The 16,949-nt window shown below is 43.7% G+C and carries 24 protein-coding genes; all 24 read left to right on the top strand.

Annotation, left to right across the window (positions count from 1 at the left end; all coding sequences use genetic code 11):
• The first annotated feature begins 139 nt into the window (after positions 1–139).
• The 24 genes from J7I90_RS01910 to J7I90_RS02025 all read left to right on the top strand — a co-directional run bounded on the left by J7I90_RS01910 (position 140) and on the right by J7I90_RS02025 (position 16,939).
• A complete protein-coding gene (locus tag J7I90_RS01910; protein ID WP_214768141.1) occupies positions 140–1,297 on the top strand; it encodes an AimR family lysis-lysogeny pheromone receptor in 1,158 nt (385 codons plus the stop codon).
• Between the two features lie 16 nt (positions 1,298–1,313).
• Positions 1,314–1,454, top strand: coding sequence for a hypothetical protein (locus J7I90_RS01915; RefSeq protein WP_214768142.1), 141 nt, complete (start codon positions 1,314–1,316; stop codon positions 1,452–1,454).
• A 617-nt stretch (positions 1,455–2,071) separates the two neighbouring features.
• Entirely contained in the window at positions 2,072–2,371 is a 300-nt protein-coding gene (locus J7I90_RS01920; protein ID WP_214768143.1) for a hypothetical protein, read from the top strand.
• A gap of 31 nt (positions 2,372–2,402) precedes the next feature.
• The gene (locus J7I90_RS01925; RefSeq protein ID WP_214768144.1) at positions 2,403–2,621 is read left to right on the top strand and encodes a helix-turn-helix domain-containing protein; all 219 of its coding nucleotides are present in this window, start codon (positions 2,403–2,405) and stop codon (positions 2,619–2,621) included.
• Positions 2,622–2,634: 13 nt separating this feature from the next.
• Positions 2,635–3,384: a phage antirepressor KilAC domain-containing protein gene (locus J7I90_RS01930; protein ID WP_214768145.1), complete on the top strand. Its 750-nt coding sequence runs from the start codon at positions 2,635–2,637 to the stop codon at positions 3,382–3,384.
• Positions 3,385–3,519: 135 nt separating this feature from the next.
• A complete protein-coding gene (locus tag J7I90_RS01935) occupies positions 3,520–4,293 on the top strand; it encodes a sigma-70 RNA polymerase sigma factor region 4 domain-containing protein (protein WP_214768146.1) in 774 nt (257 codons plus the stop codon).
• Positions 4,294–4,331: 38 nt separating this feature from the next.
• A complete protein-coding gene (locus tag J7I90_RS01940; RefSeq protein WP_214768147.1) occupies positions 4,332–4,799 on the top strand; it encodes a hypothetical protein in 468 nt (155 codons plus the stop codon).
• Positions 4,800–4,963: 164 nt separating this feature from the next.
• On the top strand, positions 4,964–5,110 hold the full coding sequence (locus J7I90_RS01945) for a hypothetical protein (protein ID WP_214768148.1): 147 nt from the start codon (positions 4,964–4,966) through the stop codon (positions 5,108–5,110).
• Positions 5,111–5,386: 276 nt separating this feature from the next.
• Positions 5,387–5,788, top strand: a complete 402-nt coding sequence (locus tag J7I90_RS01950) for a hypothetical protein (RefSeq protein ID WP_214768149.1) — start codon at positions 5,387–5,389, stop codon at positions 5,786–5,788.
• Positions 5,789–6,077: 289 nt separating this feature from the next.
• Complete coding sequence (locus J7I90_RS01955; protein ID WP_251025043.1) at positions 6,078–6,428, top strand: hypothetical protein; 351 nt, start codon at positions 6,078–6,080, stop codon at positions 6,426–6,428.
• A gap of 493 nt (positions 6,429–6,921) precedes the next feature.
• Complete coding sequence (locus tag J7I90_RS01960) at positions 6,922–7,242, top strand: hypothetical protein (RefSeq protein WP_214768151.1); 321 nt, start codon at positions 6,922–6,924, stop codon at positions 7,240–7,242.
• Entirely contained in the window at positions 7,239–7,505 is a 267-nt protein-coding gene (locus J7I90_RS01965) for a YjcQ family protein (RefSeq protein ID WP_214768152.1), read from the top strand. The genes J7I90_RS01960 and J7I90_RS01965 overlap by 4 nt, the downstream gene beginning before the upstream one ends.
• Positions 7,506–7,656: 151 nt before the next feature.
• Positions 7,657–9,357: a phage terminase large subunit gene (gene terL / locus J7I90_RS01970; RefSeq protein WP_214768153.1), complete on the top strand. Its 1,701-nt coding sequence runs from the start codon at positions 7,657–7,659 to the stop codon at positions 9,355–9,357.
• Between the two features lie 19 nt (positions 9,358–9,376).
• Positions 9,377–10,843, top strand: coding sequence for a phage portal protein (locus J7I90_RS01975; RefSeq protein ID WP_214768154.1), 1,467 nt, complete (start codon positions 9,377–9,379; stop codon positions 10,841–10,843).
• Complete coding sequence (locus tag J7I90_RS01980) at positions 10,843–11,670, top strand: phage minor capsid protein (protein ID WP_214768155.1); 828 nt, start codon at positions 10,843–10,845, stop codon at positions 11,668–11,670. The genes J7I90_RS01975 and J7I90_RS01980 overlap by 1 nt, the downstream gene beginning before the upstream one ends.
• 75 nt (positions 11,671–11,745) lie before the next feature.
• Positions 11,746–12,366, top strand: a complete 621-nt coding sequence (locus J7I90_RS01985) for a hypothetical protein (protein WP_214768156.1) — start codon at positions 11,746–11,748, stop codon at positions 12,364–12,366.
• A 67-nt stretch (positions 12,367–12,433) separates the two neighbouring features.
• Entirely contained in the window at positions 12,434–13,240 is an 807-nt protein-coding gene (locus tag J7I90_RS01990; protein WP_214768157.1) for a N4-gp56 family major capsid protein, read from the top strand.
• A 146-nt stretch (positions 13,241–13,386) separates the two neighbouring features.
• Positions 13,387–13,770, top strand: a complete 384-nt coding sequence (locus J7I90_RS01995) for a hypothetical protein (RefSeq protein WP_214768158.1) — start codon at positions 13,387–13,389, stop codon at positions 13,768–13,770.
• Positions 13,770–14,087, top strand: a complete 318-nt coding sequence (locus J7I90_RS02000) for a hypothetical protein (protein WP_214768159.1) — start codon at positions 13,770–13,772, stop codon at positions 14,085–14,087. Before J7I90_RS01995 ends, J7I90_RS02000 begins: the two co-directional genes overlap by 1 nt.
• Positions 14,087–14,488 (top strand): hypothetical protein, encoded by a 402-nt coding sequence (locus J7I90_RS02005; protein ID WP_214768160.1) that lies wholly within the window; start codon positions 14,087–14,089, stop codon positions 14,486–14,488. Before J7I90_RS02000 ends, J7I90_RS02005 begins: the two co-directional genes overlap by 1 nt.
• A 1-nt stretch (position 14,489) precedes the next feature.
• Positions 14,490–14,957, top strand: a complete 468-nt coding sequence (locus J7I90_RS02010) for a hypothetical protein (RefSeq protein WP_214768161.1) — start codon at positions 14,490–14,492, stop codon at positions 14,955–14,957.
• A complete protein-coding gene (locus J7I90_RS02015) occupies positions 14,958–16,007 on the top strand; it encodes a phage tail sheath subtilisin-like domain-containing protein (RefSeq protein WP_214768162.1) in 1,050 nt (349 codons plus the stop codon).
• 25 nt (positions 16,008–16,032) lie between these two features.
• Positions 16,033–16,470: a phage tail tube protein gene (locus J7I90_RS02020; protein WP_214768163.1), complete on the top strand. Its 438-nt coding sequence runs from the start codon at positions 16,033–16,035 to the stop codon at positions 16,468–16,470.
• A gap of 64 nt (positions 16,471–16,534) precedes the next feature.
• Positions 16,535–16,939 (top strand): phage tail assembly chaperone, encoded by a 405-nt coding sequence (locus J7I90_RS02025; protein WP_214768164.1) that lies wholly within the window; start codon positions 16,535–16,537, stop codon positions 16,937–16,939.
• Positions 16,940–16,949 lie beyond the last annotated feature (10 nt).

A 16,949-nucleotide genomic window follows, 5' to 3' on the forward strand; every position in this document is an offset into this window, starting at 1 on the left:
AAGGGCATAGGCGTAGGAGCAAGTAGCCTTAAACGATCGCCGAGGTACTGCGAAGGTAAAAAGCCGGCAAGCTTTCTGGTTTCGCAGAATTTCGTCACAATGTATCGCCGTTAATTTACTAAAATAGGGGGCCAATTATATGCCGACAAGAAAACTATTAGAGGGATTAATGGAAGGCAAGGAAAAAGACTTCAATTGCAAAGAAATCGCGAGAGCTATCGGGTGTTCGGGTAATTTACTTTACGGCTTTTTCGAAGGTAGGTGCGAGCTTTCATTTCAACAATGGATCCTAATCATCCGTTTTTTAAAACCGGAAAAAGAGGACGAATTGGTCGAAACACTTTCTGAAATAATGATAAGAAACGACGACAAACGAAATATACGGACATTGTGCGAATACGCTTCAACGCATAGAAAATTCAGCCTTTTGGGGAATTTGATTAATGCCTTACAAGGTTCATATATAGCCGTAAATAGGGATTTTGCACAGCTTTACGAAATATCCTCACGGTATCAGCAAAGAAATACCCCGAACGAAGACTTACTTTTCGATTTAGAAGCCATCCAAACGAAGACAGTAGAAGGTCAAATATTTGCCAACGTTTTAAAGGCACATGTCCTTTACGCTTTAAAAGAATTCAAAACGCTTTTTCGGATCGGCCATAGCATTTATAACCAACTTTCGAAGGTTAAAAATCCTTATTTACAAGATAGCTATATGGCAAGGATATCGGAAGTATTGGCGCAGGGATATTTATTCTTAAAGAATGACGTGAAAAAGGCGCGGTATTACGCTAATAACGTACTAAACTCGAAGTATTTAGGCGAAGCGTTCAAAGTACATACGCTGCACCTTCTAGGTACGTCGTATTTATTCGAAAACCATGCCGAAAGTGTTAAATGGTTTGAGCAATACCGCGATAAGTTAGAAGGCTTCGGACGTTACGATAGAGCCGACGAAGTAGATGACCGCGATATATACTTCGCAGATATTTTATGGGGTAAAGAAGGCGTTACGGACGCTGACAGTCCAGTGAGAATCGAAAAGGCCCACTACTTTGCGAAACAGGGCAATATTGAAGCAGTCGAGGCGATGTGTAAGGGACACGAAGAATGCGCTTTTGCTATATGTTACCTCGGCATGGCAAAGAACGATCCAGAAATATTACTTAAATCGATGGCAAAGTTTATCGAGAATGGATGCAAGTTTTTCGCAGAGTTTCCTAAACGTGAGCTCGCCAATCATCCGGCGTTCATCGTTTCGGCAAACATAATTAGTAACATTCAAATCGCTTGAGGGGAGGTGAAAACTAATGAAGAGACTTATTGCTGTAATGTTATTGACGGTATTAGCAGTAGCAGGATTATCGCAGTACGAAAAGGTATCAGACAAAGGAGTTACTATTGCGGGCCCTGGTGGCGGTGGCGGTGGAGGAAATCGCCATTTAAGCTAATTATCGGGATTATATAATTTTGAAATAAGCTAGGTAACGGTGCCATTTCGGTATCGTTATTTTTTTTTGTAAAATTACACGAAGTTAAAACCTGTGAGACTCAGATGTGCGCGGTTTTCGATTCTCATTCTTATTATAGGTTAGGAGGAAAAAACTTAGAGAAAAAATGTCCGAAGAAGAAAGGTCGCGCCTATTATTTAGTAAGGACGGTTAATAAACGTGCGCGGTTTCGTCAACCTCATGCGTCATATATGGTAAGGAAGTGTCCGAAAACGGAAACTAACGCGTCATATATAGTAAGGCGCAAGAAAGTGCGCGAAAGCTGGAAGTCGGGCGGCATTAGTAGTAGGAACAGTTTATTTTCCGTATAGGTGCGCAGATTCAATAGCTCACGCGACATACAGATTAGAAACAAGTTTCTCGTAGAAAAAGTGTCCGAAAACGGAAAGTCATGCGACATACATGAAGAGGGAGGGTGCGCGGTTTTATGTTCTCATGCCTATTATAGGATAAGTGCCTTATAATTTACGGCGAAAGTGTCCGAAACCATTCAGCTCGGCGGCATTATAGGTAAGGGCAGAAAGGTAAATAAATCAAATTAAAAGGGAGAGATTTTAATGGATCATATCAAACTAATAAACACGCTAGTAGAAGATCAATACAAAGGAGCTGGTAATGCATTTCTCGTAATGGAAAACGGTTCACCGACAAAGTTAATTTATGAAAATCCGGATTTCCCTCCAGTAGCTAAAGAGTTGACTGAGGATGAATTGATGCAATTATTCGTTGATAGTGAGGTTGATTTTTGGGACTTAGAACAGAAACAGGCAGTGATTTTAATGGGAACTTGCAGTTGTTACGATTTCGCATTTCCTGAAGTGTTTATCGACTTCGCACCAAGAAAAAGTCAACGTTAACACACTAAACATAGTAGGAGGCAATACTAAGATGAACGTAGAATTAATGCGGTTTATCAGAAAAACCCACGACCTTTCAATACGAGAGTTTGCTAAGAAAATAGACGTGAGTTTTTCGTTAGTCTCACGTATTGAGGGAGGTGATCGCCGGCTAACAAAAAGAGTTGAGCAGCGAATTATAAGCGCTTTTGAACTTACGGAAGAAAAACTATTAACGATAAGAGTGCTAATAACGGTAGTTAAAAACTAAGGGGGAATTTTAAATGGAATTAGTACAAGAAATGTTTAATTATGAGGAAAACGCAGTACGCACGGTTATTCTGAATTCGGAAGTCTACTTTGTGGCTAAAGATGTTTGCGATGTTTTAGAGATAAGAAATACAACGGATGCTTTAAAACGACTCGATTCCGACGAGGTGACTAGATTCAACCTAGGGGGCTTAGCCGGAGAAGTTAATCTTATAAATGAGCCGGGGTTATATACGTTAGTGTTGGGTAGTCGAAAACCAGAAGCTCGTCAATTTAAACGCTGGGTAACACACGAAGTCTTACCGTCAATACGAAAGCACGGCGCATATATGACCGACAACGTACTGGAAAACGCGATAGGAAATCCGGACTTCATGATTGGGCTACTCGAAAATTTGAAGGAGGAAAAACAGAGGGTAAAAGAGTTAGAGAGTAAAGTGGAGGCGGACGAACCAAAGATAACATATTATGACACAATTTTATCGACGACAAATGCAGTTAACATTTCTCAAATTGCTGAGGACTACGGGCTGAGCCCACAAGCTCTAAATAGAATTTTAAAAGAGGAGAAAGTTCAACGTTATGTTGGAAAGCAATGGCTACTTTTACAGAGACATAAAGGTAAGGGTCTAACCAAGACAGAAACGGTTAAATATGGAAATAACTGTGCTGCGCACTGCACAAAATGGACGCAAAAAGGAAGGGTGTTTATCCATGCAATTCTAATCGAAAGGGGGATAATGCCAATTAATGATACGCTTTAAACCACGAAAAGCCTGATGCGCCAACATCAAGCTTATCAAATTAAACATAAATGAGAATGCGTTTATAGTTATCCAATTATATTATAGCGTGTTCCCCGTTTTTTATCAATACAAAATTTTTAGGGGGGAATTAGGATGGGATCAGGTTCAGATGTTCATACAAAAAATGACACAATAGAGAATTCATATTTGCGCGACTCACATGGAATAGAGCGATTGCTACGCTCCTACTATATAATGCACGAAAAAAGCAGGTATCAATTCGACCAGTCAGCGTCAACGCTCATAATTGACCTAGAATCGGCACTGGACAAGGATATATTTACGCCCCACGAACGCCAAGCGTTATCCCTAGTTTATTTTGCGCAGCTCGATATTAGGCAAGCCGCTAGGATGATCGGAGTAAAGACGCACGAAATTATCGACGCAATCGCCGAAGCTATCGAGAAGATTGGCGCAATTTTAATGGGCTATGGGGCGGGGAATCTGCCGAGCTACGTGCCGAAACAACATACGTTTGAGAGTTGGATTGAGTCCGTCGGAAAAGGGGAATCGCCAATTTACCGTATCCCTAATGATGCCAATACTGGGATGCTACATGCGCTCGCCGAAAAAGGTGATCAGTTGGCGGTAGAAACGTTGAGGCAACGTGTGGAAGGTCCGCCGTTAGTTGAGCCTAAGCCATACTGCGTAGAGGACTACCCGTTCTATACGGATCAGCAGTTTAAGAATATGGATCGCAATTTAAACGTGACTTTCTTGTCCAAGACGGAAATAGATAAGATTGCGCTCGGCCGGACAGTTGTCGGAAGCCGGAAGGCAGCGTTTTATGATGACGATTTTGACGAGACTACGCAAAAAGGAAGCTTTGGTCCGAGAGTGGTAAAAGCGAAGATTTATAAATATTGAGGGGGGATTATATGCCGAAATCACCTAGTATTGCGCGTATGGGACACTTTGACGCAGAGGATCAGCGGGCTTTTTACGCTGACCTTACTGCATCTTTTTACGGATTGCTTGGCGATAGGTTTGACAGTTTGCAAGACTTCAAGGACGAGTTTTCGGCATTTCGAAGTGATCTAAACGATTATAGAGCGACCTTGGACCGCATTTTGGACGATATTGCTCCGGACTTAGGTCTAACATGGCGGGATTTCACTTGGATCAAGGAAAATCGTTGGAAATGTTGCGTAGTTTGTGGCCGGTTTTACCTCGACTACACTAACGGGAAGTCTTATACGTGCTATTTAGATGAGTATTTGCGTTTTTCCTTGGCCTCCAGACGATTCATTGACAACGTTGATTACCGCGGGAAATCAAAGTCCATGTGCGCTGCAAAGTACACGGCTTGGAAGAAGAGAGGGCGCACCGGACCAGTTAATTTTATCTTGTTTACCAAGGGAGAATTCAGGTAAGAACGCATGTTTCATGTGGAAATAGGGTGTCTATAAGGGAAGGGGCACTTAGCCCTGAAAAACGCGTCAACGGCGAATCAAATAATATATTTAAAGTCGCGGCAGATTGGCGCAAATCCCTGATGTATTTGAAGCTAACTTTTAAATGAAAAGGGGAAGATAACATGAATTATGCAGTTTTACTTAATGATACTCACTATTTACTCAATGAAGATGGCGCTACTTACGCTATTTACGATACGGAAGAAAAGGCCGAAGAGTTAGCGCTTAATTATAGCGATATGGACGCCGAAGTGATTGCGCTAGTTTAATCTGGCGCTTTTCTTTTCTATTAATTTAACTAAACGGAGGCGACCGATAATGAATAACTTTTTCTACTGCTACTCAACTAATCTACACGATTTCTTACGTCGAAATGGTCATCGCTATATTTGCGCGGGCCTACACGAAACCACACACCGTAAATTCTACTTATATAACAGAACGGATGACTTGAATGCCCTGCTGACCGAGTACGGCGCAGGCAAGCCGGCCGTTAAATAAGCAATACGATAATTTAAGCATGTTAATTTAAAGGAGATGTTTTCATGGAAACAAGCGAATTGACTCAGCAGGCTTTGCGCCAAAAGAAGTTTATATTATCTAAAGAAAACCGTATCGGCTATGCACCTATTCCGCATGACATTTACCGCAAACTGTTGCCGGAGCTGAAAGAGAAATATAACGGTCAAACCGCACGTGATTGCGTTTTACTTTACGGGTATATGCAGGCGTTTGTGAACGGCGAGAGCGAGAAGGACGTTTATATGTGGGCGTACCCAACCGTCAACCAAATTGTCGATGATACCGGTATTCACAAGGATCGCGTCAAGAAGCTTATCGATATCCTCATAAGTGAGGGCGTGATGAAGGTGCGGAGAATTCCTTGGTACGGACATACGAAGAAGATGTACTTGCCGTTATACTTACGAGATACTGCGTCTAGCTAAAGCGATTCCTGTTAGTGGGGGGTAATCAACTCCTGTTAGTGGGAATCAATCGAGTCCTGTTAGCGGGAATATAATAATAACGAATTAATAATAACGAATTAATAAGAATAATAATTGCGCCTCAAAGAACGAGACGCCACCATACCTACGAATAAGTTATTTATAGTACCTAGACGTAAAAGAACTTAAATAAGAATAATAGATTGGCCCGACTCCCATTAGCGGGAATTAGGCAAAAGGAGGAATCACAATGACATTATCACAACTCGGCCCCGAGCATTATAAAGCAATGGCACTACTGGCTGCACCTAAACGTGGTGGACTAACTTACGAACAGATTGCGAAGGAATGCGACGTGCATCCGAATACACTACTTAACTGGCGTAAAGACCCACTATTCGAGCGAGAGTTTAAACGTGAGGTAGTTAGCGGCACTCAAGGAAGATTATCCGAAATGCTTGACGCAATGGTCGACGCAGCTATCGATGATAAGAACGCAGCAGCCGCAAAACTAATCCTTACAGCTAACGACATGCTTACGGATCGAGTCGAAGTAAATGCGGAAGTATCAACGACTAAGGACATCGATTCAATCAAAGCGAAGATAGCCTCGTATCGTAACGGCACCACAACGGATTAATTAGCGCCTATATAATATGAAGAAACTCGTCTCAGCGCATGTGAAACGTTGTGTAAAGCCACAATGATTCCAGCGATTACATCGGTTGCGCATGCCTGGCGGACGTCGGCCTCGAAAATCTTTCAGCGTTTGTTTATGCAGTGGTATCGCCAGATCAATGCGAACACCAACGCTAGGAACGCCGGTATATCAACGATGTATAAATTCGCGTATAAACGATAGTACGCATGCACTCGGTGAATGCCGGTATAACAGCGTTTGTGCAAACATAGAACTACCGCAAATGGTGATTATGTAAACTATATTTGCAAACATTATGCACGGAATGTATAACAATTGAACAGGTTAACTAATATTATGGGGGTCGCAAGGGGGTCAGGCCTCCCGATTTCCTAGGATTAGTGCAGAATTAATCCGCGTATCATTTTTAGATTTCCAAATAAAGGAATAATCTTCTTCCTTGTCGAATTTATGGATTAAAGGGGATGATTAAATGTTTGTGAATGAATTGTTATTTGAAGAAAACGGACTACAAGGATGGAATGAAGGGCCGACGGGAGATCATAGGAGGTTGGTTATACGCAAAGACGGAAATTTAATACTAGATATTAAGGTTTCTGGTACTGCTATAGCAGACGCATATTCCGGTGTAACAGAAGAGAATGCACTTGAATGGTTATGGAGTAACGGACTTCGATATATTGATAGTAACCCTTCCGCAAGATTTTCGGATATTCTTATAACATCCTACTCGGTTAAGAATGGCGAAATAACATCTGACTGGTCTTCGTTAGTTAGAGAGGTTCACAAATGATTGATAAATCAAAAGTATTAAAGGCTAGATTGGTGATTTTTAACTGCATTATGGAGAATGAACACGCTGATCACGAAAAATGCGGCGTTTCACATGAGGAATTCATAACAATCGTTGAAGATATGGATAACGATAACCTCATCGATAAAGTTGGGTATAGTAGAGATGGAAGTGGCAAAGCGTTAAATGCGTTTCTGAATACTGCTGAAATAACTCCAAAAGGCGAACGGTATATTGACCAATTGATAAAAAAATACAATTAGTACATAAGGACAATCGATTTAATCGGTTGTCTTTTTTTGATGCCTAAAATACGGAAAGGAGGCGGTCGCTATCGCATGGATTAACGGAAAATGGATCGGGCGCATAGAACGCCAAGAATTAATCGATAGCACGGCGGAGTTAATCGATATCATGCTCGAAAAGGAATTGGATGGCGACCTGGCTCCTTCCGACTACGAAGAACTAGCCGGCTTTATGGACGAACTAGAGCGACTTAAACGAATTCATCGCGCAGAGGATGATTTGCTTTACTTCGCACTCGAATACTTTAGCGAAGCGTTTAATCCGGGGAATAACGGAAATTGGGACGGATTTGAACTCGGTTCTGCGGAAGAGGGGCCTGAATTCCATCGGGAAATATGCGGCAGTATTGACGAAGTTTCGAACGTTGCTAAGAACGCCAAAATCGTAAGGGCAGCGCCTAGATCTCACGGAAAAAGTTCGTACTTAAGTAAGGCCGCCCCACTGAGGGAAACGTGTTTTCGTAAACGTAAGTACATTATATTGATTTCCGAAACTCCCTCCGTATCCGAGCCGAATCTTGAGTGGCTTGCTACGCAGCTTAAAAATAACGAAAAGCTTCGAGGTGATTTCGGACCTTTACTATCTCCGAAGCAACAATTAAACCCGAAGGATAACAAGACTTCCTTTATCGCATGGGAGCCGCAGGGGGACGACACGCCTAAGTTACTAACGATGGTTCAAGCGGCTTCGACGGGGCAAGCGCTTCGCGGTAGAAATTGGAATGGCGTACGCCCGGACTTGGTAATCGGGGATGATCTCGAAGATATTAAAACAAACGCAGCAACGAAAGAGCAACGCGAGAAGCTTAAGGATTGGATGGCTCAAACGGTAATGCCGTTAGGAGACGCGAAAGGTGAGAAGACGGCTTTTATCGTAATGGGAACGGTCGTACATGAAAACTCATTACTTAACGAATTATTGCATAATCGAGCGGACTTTAAATCGAAGAAGTATCGGGCGCTCATAAAGGATCCGGACAGAATGGACCTTTGGGACGAGTGCAAAGCCATATATCTAAGCGATACTATTCCAATCAACGAACGAGAGCCAAAAGCCCGCGAATTCTACGAGAAAAACAAGGCGGAAATGGACGAAGGGTCGGTCGTGCTATGGCCTGAAGTACAGTCTATATGGAAGCTATTAACGTGGAAATGGTCAAATGGCTCAAAGGCATTTAATACAGAATATCAGAACGAGCCGCGGGACGAAGAATCGCAAATATTTAATCCGAACATGTTCCGTTATTACGACGAGTCCGACTTATACGATGATCGAGGTCGCCCGATGCCGTTAGACTATTACGCATATTGGGACGTAGCCGCTGGCAGGACATCACGCGCGGATTATAATGCAATTGTTACGATAGCACAAAATCGAGTAACCGGCATTATTTTTATTGTGGACGCATGGGCGCAGAAATGCCTCGCTCACGTTGCGCTTGATAAGGCAGTAGAGAAAATAAAGGAATTCGAACACGTAGTTTTTGCCGTTGAGACGATCGGCGTTGGTCACGACATGCACCGTCAATTAAGCGAAAGATTGGCTAAGGAACGTATTTACATCCGTACTAAACTTAAGCCCATTGCACATCACGGAGCGCAGAAAGAAAAACGTATAGAAGCATTGGAGCCTCTTTGTGAAAGTGGCTTTTTGCGTTTCAATAAGCATCACAGCTTACTTTTAGAGCAACTTGAACAATTCCCGACAGGCCAGCATGACGATCTTCCGGATAGCTTAGCTGGAGTCATTAACGTAATCGGCGGAGGAAGGGTGCGCAGGACATACCGAACGAAGCCTGCAGGAACATAGATAAGAGGGGGTACGTTATTTGAGCTTCTTTAATATCGGCGAGTATTTTCCGCCGGAATCTCATCAAGAACGAGTAGAACGGTATCGGAAAAATAAAATGATCTTTAAAGGGAATCACAACTTGTTCAATAATGACATTTTAACCGGAGAACAGACTAGCCTTGTTTTTATTGCTTCAAACTTACCGGGAACTATTGCTAAAAAGTCGGCAGATTTTCTTTTCGGGGAAACGCCTGTTTTCAGCGCTGGTAAGGATTCAAATTCGAACGAACAAAAGGCAATCGAGCGATTAGTCGAGGATAACGATTTACACATAACTAACTATGAATCAGCTTTATCGAACTCTTATCGAGGGGATTCCTTTTATAAGATACGATGGGGCCAAAGATACGGAGGACTGCTAAACGAAGATGTAGACCCATTTAGAGTGTTTATCGAAGCACAAAAAGCTGAGTACGTATTTCCGGAAGTCTTAGACGGTGACGATACATCAGTTTACGCTTTTCATATTGCGGTACCGACAGTCGTAGATGGAACGGGCGATCAAGATTGGATATTGAACGTTGAATCGCATTACCCCGGAACTATTAAGTATTCGAAATACCGAATTAACCCTTTTCGGAATTCTAAGTTTGAAAACGCAGTTGTTGAGTGGAAGATTATCGACGAAATCGTAAGCGGACGTAAGGAAGTATTGACGGGCGTACCTTTTCCGTTAGTTGTTCACGCACCTAATTTTTCGACGGATGACGATTGGCAAGGGATTGATGACATCAGCGAGAACGAATCTATATTCGCAGAAATTGACAATCGCCTCAGTAGAATAGCAGAAATTCTTGATAAGCATTCGGATCCATTGCTAGTAGTGCCGGCTGGAACACTGGGCGAGGATGCGCTAGGTAATCCAACATTTAAAACGAGCGAGCACAAGGTCGTCGAAGTGTTAGATAAGAGCGAGATTATACCGCAATATGTAGTGTGGAACGGGCAACTCGATGCAGCCTTTAAGCAACTCGAAATATTGCTCGAACACCTATTGATTGTTTCTGAAATACCTCCCGTCGCATTGGGTAAGACCGATAGCGGTACGTCAGGAGCATCGGGATTAGCCGTTAAGTGGCGCATGAATCCATTGCTTTCGAAGATAAACCGGAAACGCCAGTATTACAACAAAGCTTTAAAACACGTCTTACTTCTCGCGCAACTTTTGGAGCATGCGAAGTCGATCACGAAGCCAGAATACGAAATTACCGTACCGAAAATTAAATTCAAGGACGGATTACCTGACGACGAGATGGAGCAAGCACAAATAGCGCAAGTCCGTACTTCAGGAAAAGCAACTCAATCACAGATTAGCGCAATTATGGAAGTTCACGGATACACAGAAGAGCAGGCCGAAATTGAGCTCGAGAGAATTCGCAAAGAAGAAGAAGCCGAAAGTTTCGTCGATACTACCGTTTTTAACGGAGGCGGAGGCGATAACTAATGCCAGAAGTAACGCTTAATTACGATTACGATTCCGAAGTGTTAGTAAAAGCGTACCAAAAAGCAATCGACGACATCTTACGAGAACTAGAGCGCATGGACTTATCAGAGTTTAGTCGGGCTAATCAATTAGCAACATTAAAGTCCGTCGGTGAAATATTGAACGGGCTAAACAAAGAAGCTGGCGAACTTGCGAAGCTAAGTATTGAAAAGGCGGCGAAGGACGGAGTAATCAACGCAATCCTATCGCTTGGAGTCGTCGACACTGTCGCTGAAGCCGAGCAGATAGTCGCTTTTAACCGAGTAAATAAAGAGCTTGTTAAAGCGGCAATCGCGGATACTCAATCGGACCTACTGGCCGTTACACAAAACGTAGACAAGAAAGTCCGGGCAACCGTACGGAAAGTTAGCGCGCAAGTCATGCGGAACAATCTAACGCGAGGCATTAACTCAACTGCAACGCTACGACGCGACATCACCGCAGAGTTACGAAAGCAACTAGGAGAAGCGGTTAATACCGGAATAATCGATGCTGCGGGCCGCAAGTGGAGGCCGGTAAAATACGTAAATGTTTTAGTACGTTCGAAAATGATGGAAGCGCACAAAGAGGCGACCATAAACGAAGCGCTCAGCAGGGACGTACTTTACGGCATTATTAGTAAGCACGGAGCGAAAGATGCCTGCGCCAAATGGGAGGGCAAGGTCGTAAAGTTTACGCGAGGAGCACCGGGCGATTACGTATTTATCGGCGACCTTCCGAAAAACGAGATTTTCCACCCATTCTGCCGGCATCTTATAACGCCCAAACGCAAGCCCGAACGAGTTTAATATTTGACCTTGCGGAAGTCATAAAAAGACGTAAATTCGTGTCGTTGCACGTTAAAAACGAAAGGAGCAAAAAACATGATTAAAAATGACTTACTAAATTTAGATTTACAATTCTTTGCGGAGGAAAACGCTGGCTCGCCTGACGGGGCGGAAAATACGGAAGAACAAGCGGGGACTCCAAACGAAGCGGAAAAGGCAGTAATGATTCCGAAAAGCCGTTTCGACGAGATTAATCAGAAATACAAGGATGCGCAGGCGAAGCTAGATGAGTTCCAAGTCGAGAAGCAGTCCGCGGATCGTAGAGCAAAGGAAGAATCAGGAGAGTTTAAGTCGTTATACGAAACAACTTCAAAGGAATTTTCTGAGTTTAAGGCCCAGTTTACAAGCGTTGAGGACCGAAATAAGCAGCTCGAAGGAGTCATTAACGGATTACTCGAAACGAAACTGCAAGCAATTCCGGAGAATTTCCGCGATTTAATACCGGAAAATCTTACGCCTGAGTTGAAACTTGAATGGATTAACAAAGCAGAAACGAAAGGCTTATTCAGCAAAGCACCACAGCAACCGGTCGGCGAGCAAACGAACGGAAGCGAAAAAACAGCAATTACAAAAGAACAATTTAAGAAAATGAGTTACAGCGAGAGAACGAATCTTTATTCAACCAATCCAGACTTATATAAAAGATTAAGCAATTAAGTAGGTAGCCCTTAGAGCTAACTGCTTTTTTTTATTAACAAAATATAAAACGAGGAGTGTTTTCAAAATGGCACAAACAAAATTAACGAACTTAGTAAATCCGCAGGTAATGGCAGACATGATTTCAGCAGCTCTACCGAGCAAAATTAAATTCTCACCTTTAGCAAGAATCGATACAACTTTAGTCGGTCAAGCCGGTGATTCGGTAACGATTCCTAAATACGGTTATATCGGAGATGCAGACGACCTTACAGAAGGGGTAGCAATGGGCACGGTTGTACTTACTACAACTACTCAATCAGTAACAATTAAAGAGGCTGGTAAAGCAGTTGAAATTACGGACAAAGCGGTACTTGCTGGTTACGGCGATCCTGTTGGAGAAGCAGGTCGTCAATTAGAGGATTCTATTGCAGCAAAAGTAGATAAAGACATGGTAACTGCACTGAACGGAGCAACATTACTACAAAACGCTTCCACTGTTGTTATTTCTTACAATTCAATTGTTGATGCAATCGATAAATTCCAAGAGGAAGATGACGAACAAAAAATCTTGTTCATTCACCCACTTCAAAAAGGAACTTTACGTAAAGATCCTAACTTCATTTCAAATGTTCCTAACGCTTTCATGACTGGCACAGTCGGCGAAATCGCAGGTTGCCAAGTAGTAGCTTCAAATAAAGTCCCTAACAATGCTGGTGTATACACAAATTTTATCGTTAAACCGGGCGCCCTTGCAATTTACCTTAAGAGAGATGTAGTAGTCGAAGATGACCGCGATGTCCTTACAAGATCGACTGTTATCGCTGCTCACGAACATTACGTAGCTGCTCTTGAAGACGATTCAAAAGTAGTTAAATTACAAACAAAAGCTTAATAAATAAGGGGTGATTTTGATGTTACTAAGGCGGCATGAAGAAAAACGGGGAGTGCAAGAAGCACCCAAAGTAAAAGAACCGAAACGGGCGGAGGAAAAGCCGAAGAAAGCTAAACCCTCTGAAAAATAAAACGGAGGTGCTTTAGATGGCTTTATCTATTTTCGAAGCTGACGATTATATTTCTCAGAACGTTATTGACGTCGAGGATTGGGATGATTCGGATGATGAACGAAAGCAGCGTTTAATAAACGTAGCAAATAGGGCGTTATTCAATCTTTACAAAAACTACGTAATTCCAGACGAGGCAGTTTACGAGTTTGTTCCTAAACTAGCGACGGTCTTTAACGATACGTACAAAATGCAACAATACGGCGTGCAGAGTTTTTCTGTTAAAGGGATAGCGTTCTCCTTTAGAAATTCGGAAGTAGATTTATCGACGATTATTCCTCCAAGCGCAATCGCCATAATCAGCGAAGCTAACGGTGGAGTAAATTTGACTAAACCGCGTTGGGGGAGGTCGGTACGGTAATGGCGATGATCCCGATGAAACAAACCGTAACCATTCAACGTAAAGGCGAGCCGGACGAATGGGGCGAAGGCGGCGTACCGACTAGCTTCACGTTAAAATGTCGCGTAGACGAGATAACGCAAGTCGTACAAAATCAGCTAGGCGAAGAAGTGGTCAGCGGAATGGAAATATTGTTCAACAAATTACCGGACGTACGTTACGACGACGTAATCGAATACACGAACGAATTAGGCGTGAAGATCCAACGTACTCCAATAAAGATTGAACCCATCCGCATGATTAACGGAAAGCCTACGCTAACGGCGGTGCTTTTATAATGGCGAGAGACTTCGAACTAGACCTCGGACCACTGCGCAAGTTAATCGAAAAGTCACCGGAAGCGGCTGGACGCGGAGCTAAGCAGGCGACGGACGATATCAAGGACGACTGGGTTCGTGGAGCTCGCGACATTGCTCCGTTAGATACTGGCAATTTACGCAGGCAGATAGCGGGTGACGTCGAAGGGCAGGAACTCAATTCGAAGGTTATCGTTACAGCTAACGCAAAGCAAAAAGGATTTAACTACGGTTATTATATTCACGAAGAAAATGCCGGCGGTAAGTCGCTCAGGACGCCAGGCACCGTGAAGAAGTTCCTCGATGAATCGGCGGATGGGGCGAGATTTAAACGTATGCTCGAAGAAGAGATATCGGAAGCACTTAAAGGAGCGGGGTGGTAGTTTGGCGGACATTAAAACGGAGATTCAAAGTATTCGCGATTTTGTTGCGCCTGAGCTACCGGGCGCCACGTTTAAGTTGCAGAATATGCCAGACACATACAAGGTGGCAGAGCTTGCGATTGAGCTCGTCAGAAGTACGACGAATACAGAAACAGCGTCCAGTTATCGCATCGATCAGACGTATCAGCTCGTTTACTTCGGAACTAGCCAGCTCGATTGCTTAACGAAAATGCAGGCGGTCGAACGCCAGATGAACGATAAACAAATAATTCCGTTAGGAAGCACGGCTCGGTACATACGTATCGGGTCTTTTTCTTTGTCGCAATCGTTCAAGACGGAGACAACAGGGGTTTATGCGGTCATCGGCATGTTAGAAGCGGAGCTACGCGAATCACGGACGCAAGAAACATACGAACCAATCAACAACTTAGAAACAGACACAACAGTAATTTCGGAGGAGGACAAATAGATGTCAATTACTCAATGGGATCCCGCGGACCTACCGATTCGCCCCGGCTTATATACGAATTTCGTAAATGCAGCGGAGGGACAAATCACGGGCGGCGCAAGGGGAATCGTAGCAATCCCGTTAAACACGTATACAGGCGGATCAGCTACGGCGAAACAATTTTACACGGTGAGCGACGAAACGGGTGCGGTGGAACTCTTCGGAGCTGCTAACATCCAATCGATTAAATTCGCTCTACAAGGCGGCGCGAAAGAGGTGCTCGTTTATACGATGCCAGCAACGCCAGCAACTGCGGACTTCGTAGACATGCGCAATGCATTCGAAGCACGTCCGTTCAATGTTTTTGTATTCGACGGAGAGCCAAGCGCAACCGAACGAACTAATACGTTGGCATGGGTAGTCGCAAACCGCGCAGAACGCAAGCACTTCATGTTCGTTACGGGCGGAACTGCGGCAGATGACGCAAATCCAGCGACAGGAAACACTCGCTCAGCGGCGTTGCTAGACGACTACGTAGTGAACCTGATTACAGGCGTAACTATCGGAGACGTTTCGTATTCAAGTGGAAAGTATGCGGCTCATATTGCAGGCTTAATCGCAGGTACGGCAATTAATCGCTCCATTACTTTTACGGAAGTAGCGGTCGACGATGTGACGAAACGCCTACGTAACAGCGAAATCATTACGGCCTTACAAGCGGGCTCACTCGTTCTCGTCAATGACGGCGAAAAGGTGAAAATCGAGCAAGGCATTACGACGGGCGGAACTAAGATTCGCTCCACTCGCGCACGCCAAGCGGTTGCTACGGACGTTGAAAAGACGGCTCGCGACAACTACATCGGCAAGCTCGACAATAGTGCGGATGGGCAAGCGGCTCTTATTAGCGCAATCAAAGCTTATCTCGAATCCCTCGAAAGCAACAACGTACTAACAGATATCGTGGTCGCACTAGATGCGCAGAATCCAAGCGTTGGCGATACGGTCTTCATGCAGATTTCTTATCGCGAGATTGATTCGATGGAGCGTATTTTCTTAACAATTAACGTCTAATTGACGAAGAAGGGACGATATATAAATGGCTATGGACGCAACTCGCGTAATTAACGGTTCGTACGGCGAAGTATGGAGCGACGGTGTGTGGCTGACTAACGTTACATCCGCAGAAGCGCTCGTCGAAATCAACAAAGAAGAAATCAATTTATCTGGGACACGATGGACTGGACATAAAGCGACCGGACTAACTGGTACGGGAAATATCAAAGGCTATAAGGTTACTTCGGAGTTTATTAAGCGGATTGGTTCAATCGCAAAAGATCGCGGTAAACCTTTCGTAACGGAGCTTATTTATAAACTAGATGACCCGGAAGCTTTCGGCGCAGAACGTATTCGCTTAAAAGGTGTACAGTTTGACCGTATTCCGTTGAGCACTTTCGAAGTTAAAACAATCGTTGAAGAAGAACTCCCGTTTACATTTAGCAATTACGAATTACTTGACGAAATCAAAAAGCGGTAACAATTAGCGGGCTCCTTCGGGTGGCTCGCTTTAAATTCGAAAATTACCTAGGAGGTTTTTATAGATGGCGAAACAAACGAAGGATCCATTAGCGGCGCTACTTGGCGCAGACATTAAGGTCGAGAAGGCGGTTCCCTTAAAACGTTTAGGCGTTGACTTAATCGTAAAGGCACTCGACGGAAAAACAATCGGCAGAATTAGCGAACAGGCTACGCATTACACAGGAAAAGGCGCGAAACGCCAAGCGCATATCGACGAGCAAAAGTACGGAGGAAATATCATCGCTGCTTCATCCGTAAACCTTAACTTCGGCGATTCGAAATTGCTTGAAAAATATGGAGCTTCAGACGCGGGCGATTGCGTACAGAAGGCGTTACTTGCAGGTGAAATCGCAACCATTACTGGAGCAATCCTGGACATTTCCGGATTCGGCGATCCCGAGGAGCAAATCGAAGAAATAAAAAACTAATTAATGCCGG

It is taken from the genome of Bacillus sp. ISL-57 (genome assembly GCF_018613135.1).
Classification (GTDB): domain Bacteria; phylum Bacillota; class Bacilli; order Bacillales; family DSM-1321; genus Peribacillus; species Peribacillus frigoritolerans.

What these genes read in the sequence shown, in the direction of transcription:
- J7I90_RS01910 (WP_214768141.1), top strand. Translation starts at nt 140, where the DNA reads ATGCCGACAAGAAAACTATTAGAGGGATTAATGGAAGGCAAGGAAAAA.
- J7I90_RS01915 (WP_214768142.1), top strand. Translation starts at nt 1,314, where the DNA reads ATGAAGAGACTTATTGCTGTAATGTTATTGACGGTATTAGCAGTAGCA.
- J7I90_RS01920 (WP_214768143.1), top strand. Translation starts at nt 2,072, where the DNA reads ATGGATCATATCAAACTAATAAACACGCTAGTAGAAGATCAATACAAA.
- J7I90_RS01925 (WP_214768144.1), top strand. Translation starts at nt 2,403, where the DNA reads ATGAACGTAGAATTAATGCGGTTTATCAGAAAAACCCACGACCTTTCA.
- J7I90_RS01930 (WP_214768145.1), top strand. Translation starts at nt 2,635, where the DNA reads ATGGAATTAGTACAAGAAATGTTTAATTATGAGGAAAACGCAGTACGC.
- J7I90_RS01935 (WP_214768146.1), top strand. Translation starts at nt 3,520, where the DNA reads ATGGGATCAGGTTCAGATGTTCATACAAAAAATGACACAATAGAGAAT.
- J7I90_RS01940 (WP_214768147.1), top strand. Translation starts at nt 4,332, where the DNA reads ATGGGACACTTTGACGCAGAGGATCAGCGGGCTTTTTACGCTGACCTT.
- J7I90_RS01945 (WP_214768148.1), top strand. Translation starts at nt 4,964, where the DNA reads ATGAATTATGCAGTTTTACTTAATGATACTCACTATTTACTCAATGAA.
- J7I90_RS01950 (WP_214768149.1), top strand. Translation starts at nt 5,387, where the DNA reads ATGGAAACAAGCGAATTGACTCAGCAGGCTTTGCGCCAAAAGAAGTTT.
- J7I90_RS01955 (WP_251025043.1), top strand. Translation starts at nt 6,078, where the DNA reads ATGGCACTACTGGCTGCACCTAAACGTGGTGGACTAACTTACGAACAG.
- J7I90_RS01960 (WP_214768151.1), top strand. Translation starts at nt 6,922, where the DNA reads ATGTTTGTGAATGAATTGTTATTTGAAGAAAACGGACTACAAGGATGG.
- J7I90_RS01965 (WP_214768152.1), top strand. Translation starts at nt 7,239, where the DNA reads ATGATTGATAAATCAAAAGTATTAAAGGCTAGATTGGTGATTTTTAAC.
- terL (WP_214768153.1), top strand. Translation starts at nt 7,657, where the DNA reads ATGCTCGAAAAGGAATTGGATGGCGACCTGGCTCCTTCCGACTACGAA.
- J7I90_RS01980 (WP_214768155.1), top strand. Translation starts at nt 10,843, where the DNA reads ATGCCAGAAGTAACGCTTAATTACGATTACGATTCCGAAGTGTTAGTA.
- J7I90_RS01985 (WP_214768156.1), top strand. Translation starts at nt 11,746, where the DNA reads ATGATTAAAAATGACTTACTAAATTTAGATTTACAATTCTTTGCGGAG.
- J7I90_RS01990 (WP_214768157.1), top strand. Translation starts at nt 12,434, where the DNA reads ATGGCACAAACAAAATTAACGAACTTAGTAAATCCGCAGGTAATGGCA.
- J7I90_RS01995 (WP_214768158.1), top strand. Translation starts at nt 13,387, where the DNA reads ATGGCTTTATCTATTTTCGAAGCTGACGATTATATTTCTCAGAACGTT.
- J7I90_RS02000 (WP_214768159.1), top strand. Translation starts at nt 13,770, where the DNA reads ATGGCGATGATCCCGATGAAACAAACCGTAACCATTCAACGTAAAGGC.
- J7I90_RS02005 (WP_214768160.1), top strand. Translation starts at nt 14,087, where the DNA reads ATGGCGAGAGACTTCGAACTAGACCTCGGACCACTGCGCAAGTTAATC.
- J7I90_RS02015 (WP_214768162.1), top strand. Translation starts at nt 14,958, where the DNA reads ATGTCAATTACTCAATGGGATCCCGCGGACCTACCGATTCGCCCCGGC.
- J7I90_RS02020 (WP_214768163.1), top strand. Translation starts at nt 16,033, where the DNA reads ATGGCTATGGACGCAACTCGCGTAATTAACGGTTCGTACGGCGAAGTA.
- J7I90_RS02025 (WP_214768164.1), top strand. Translation starts at nt 16,535, where the DNA reads ATGGCGAAACAAACGAAGGATCCATTAGCGGCGCTACTTGGCGCAGAC.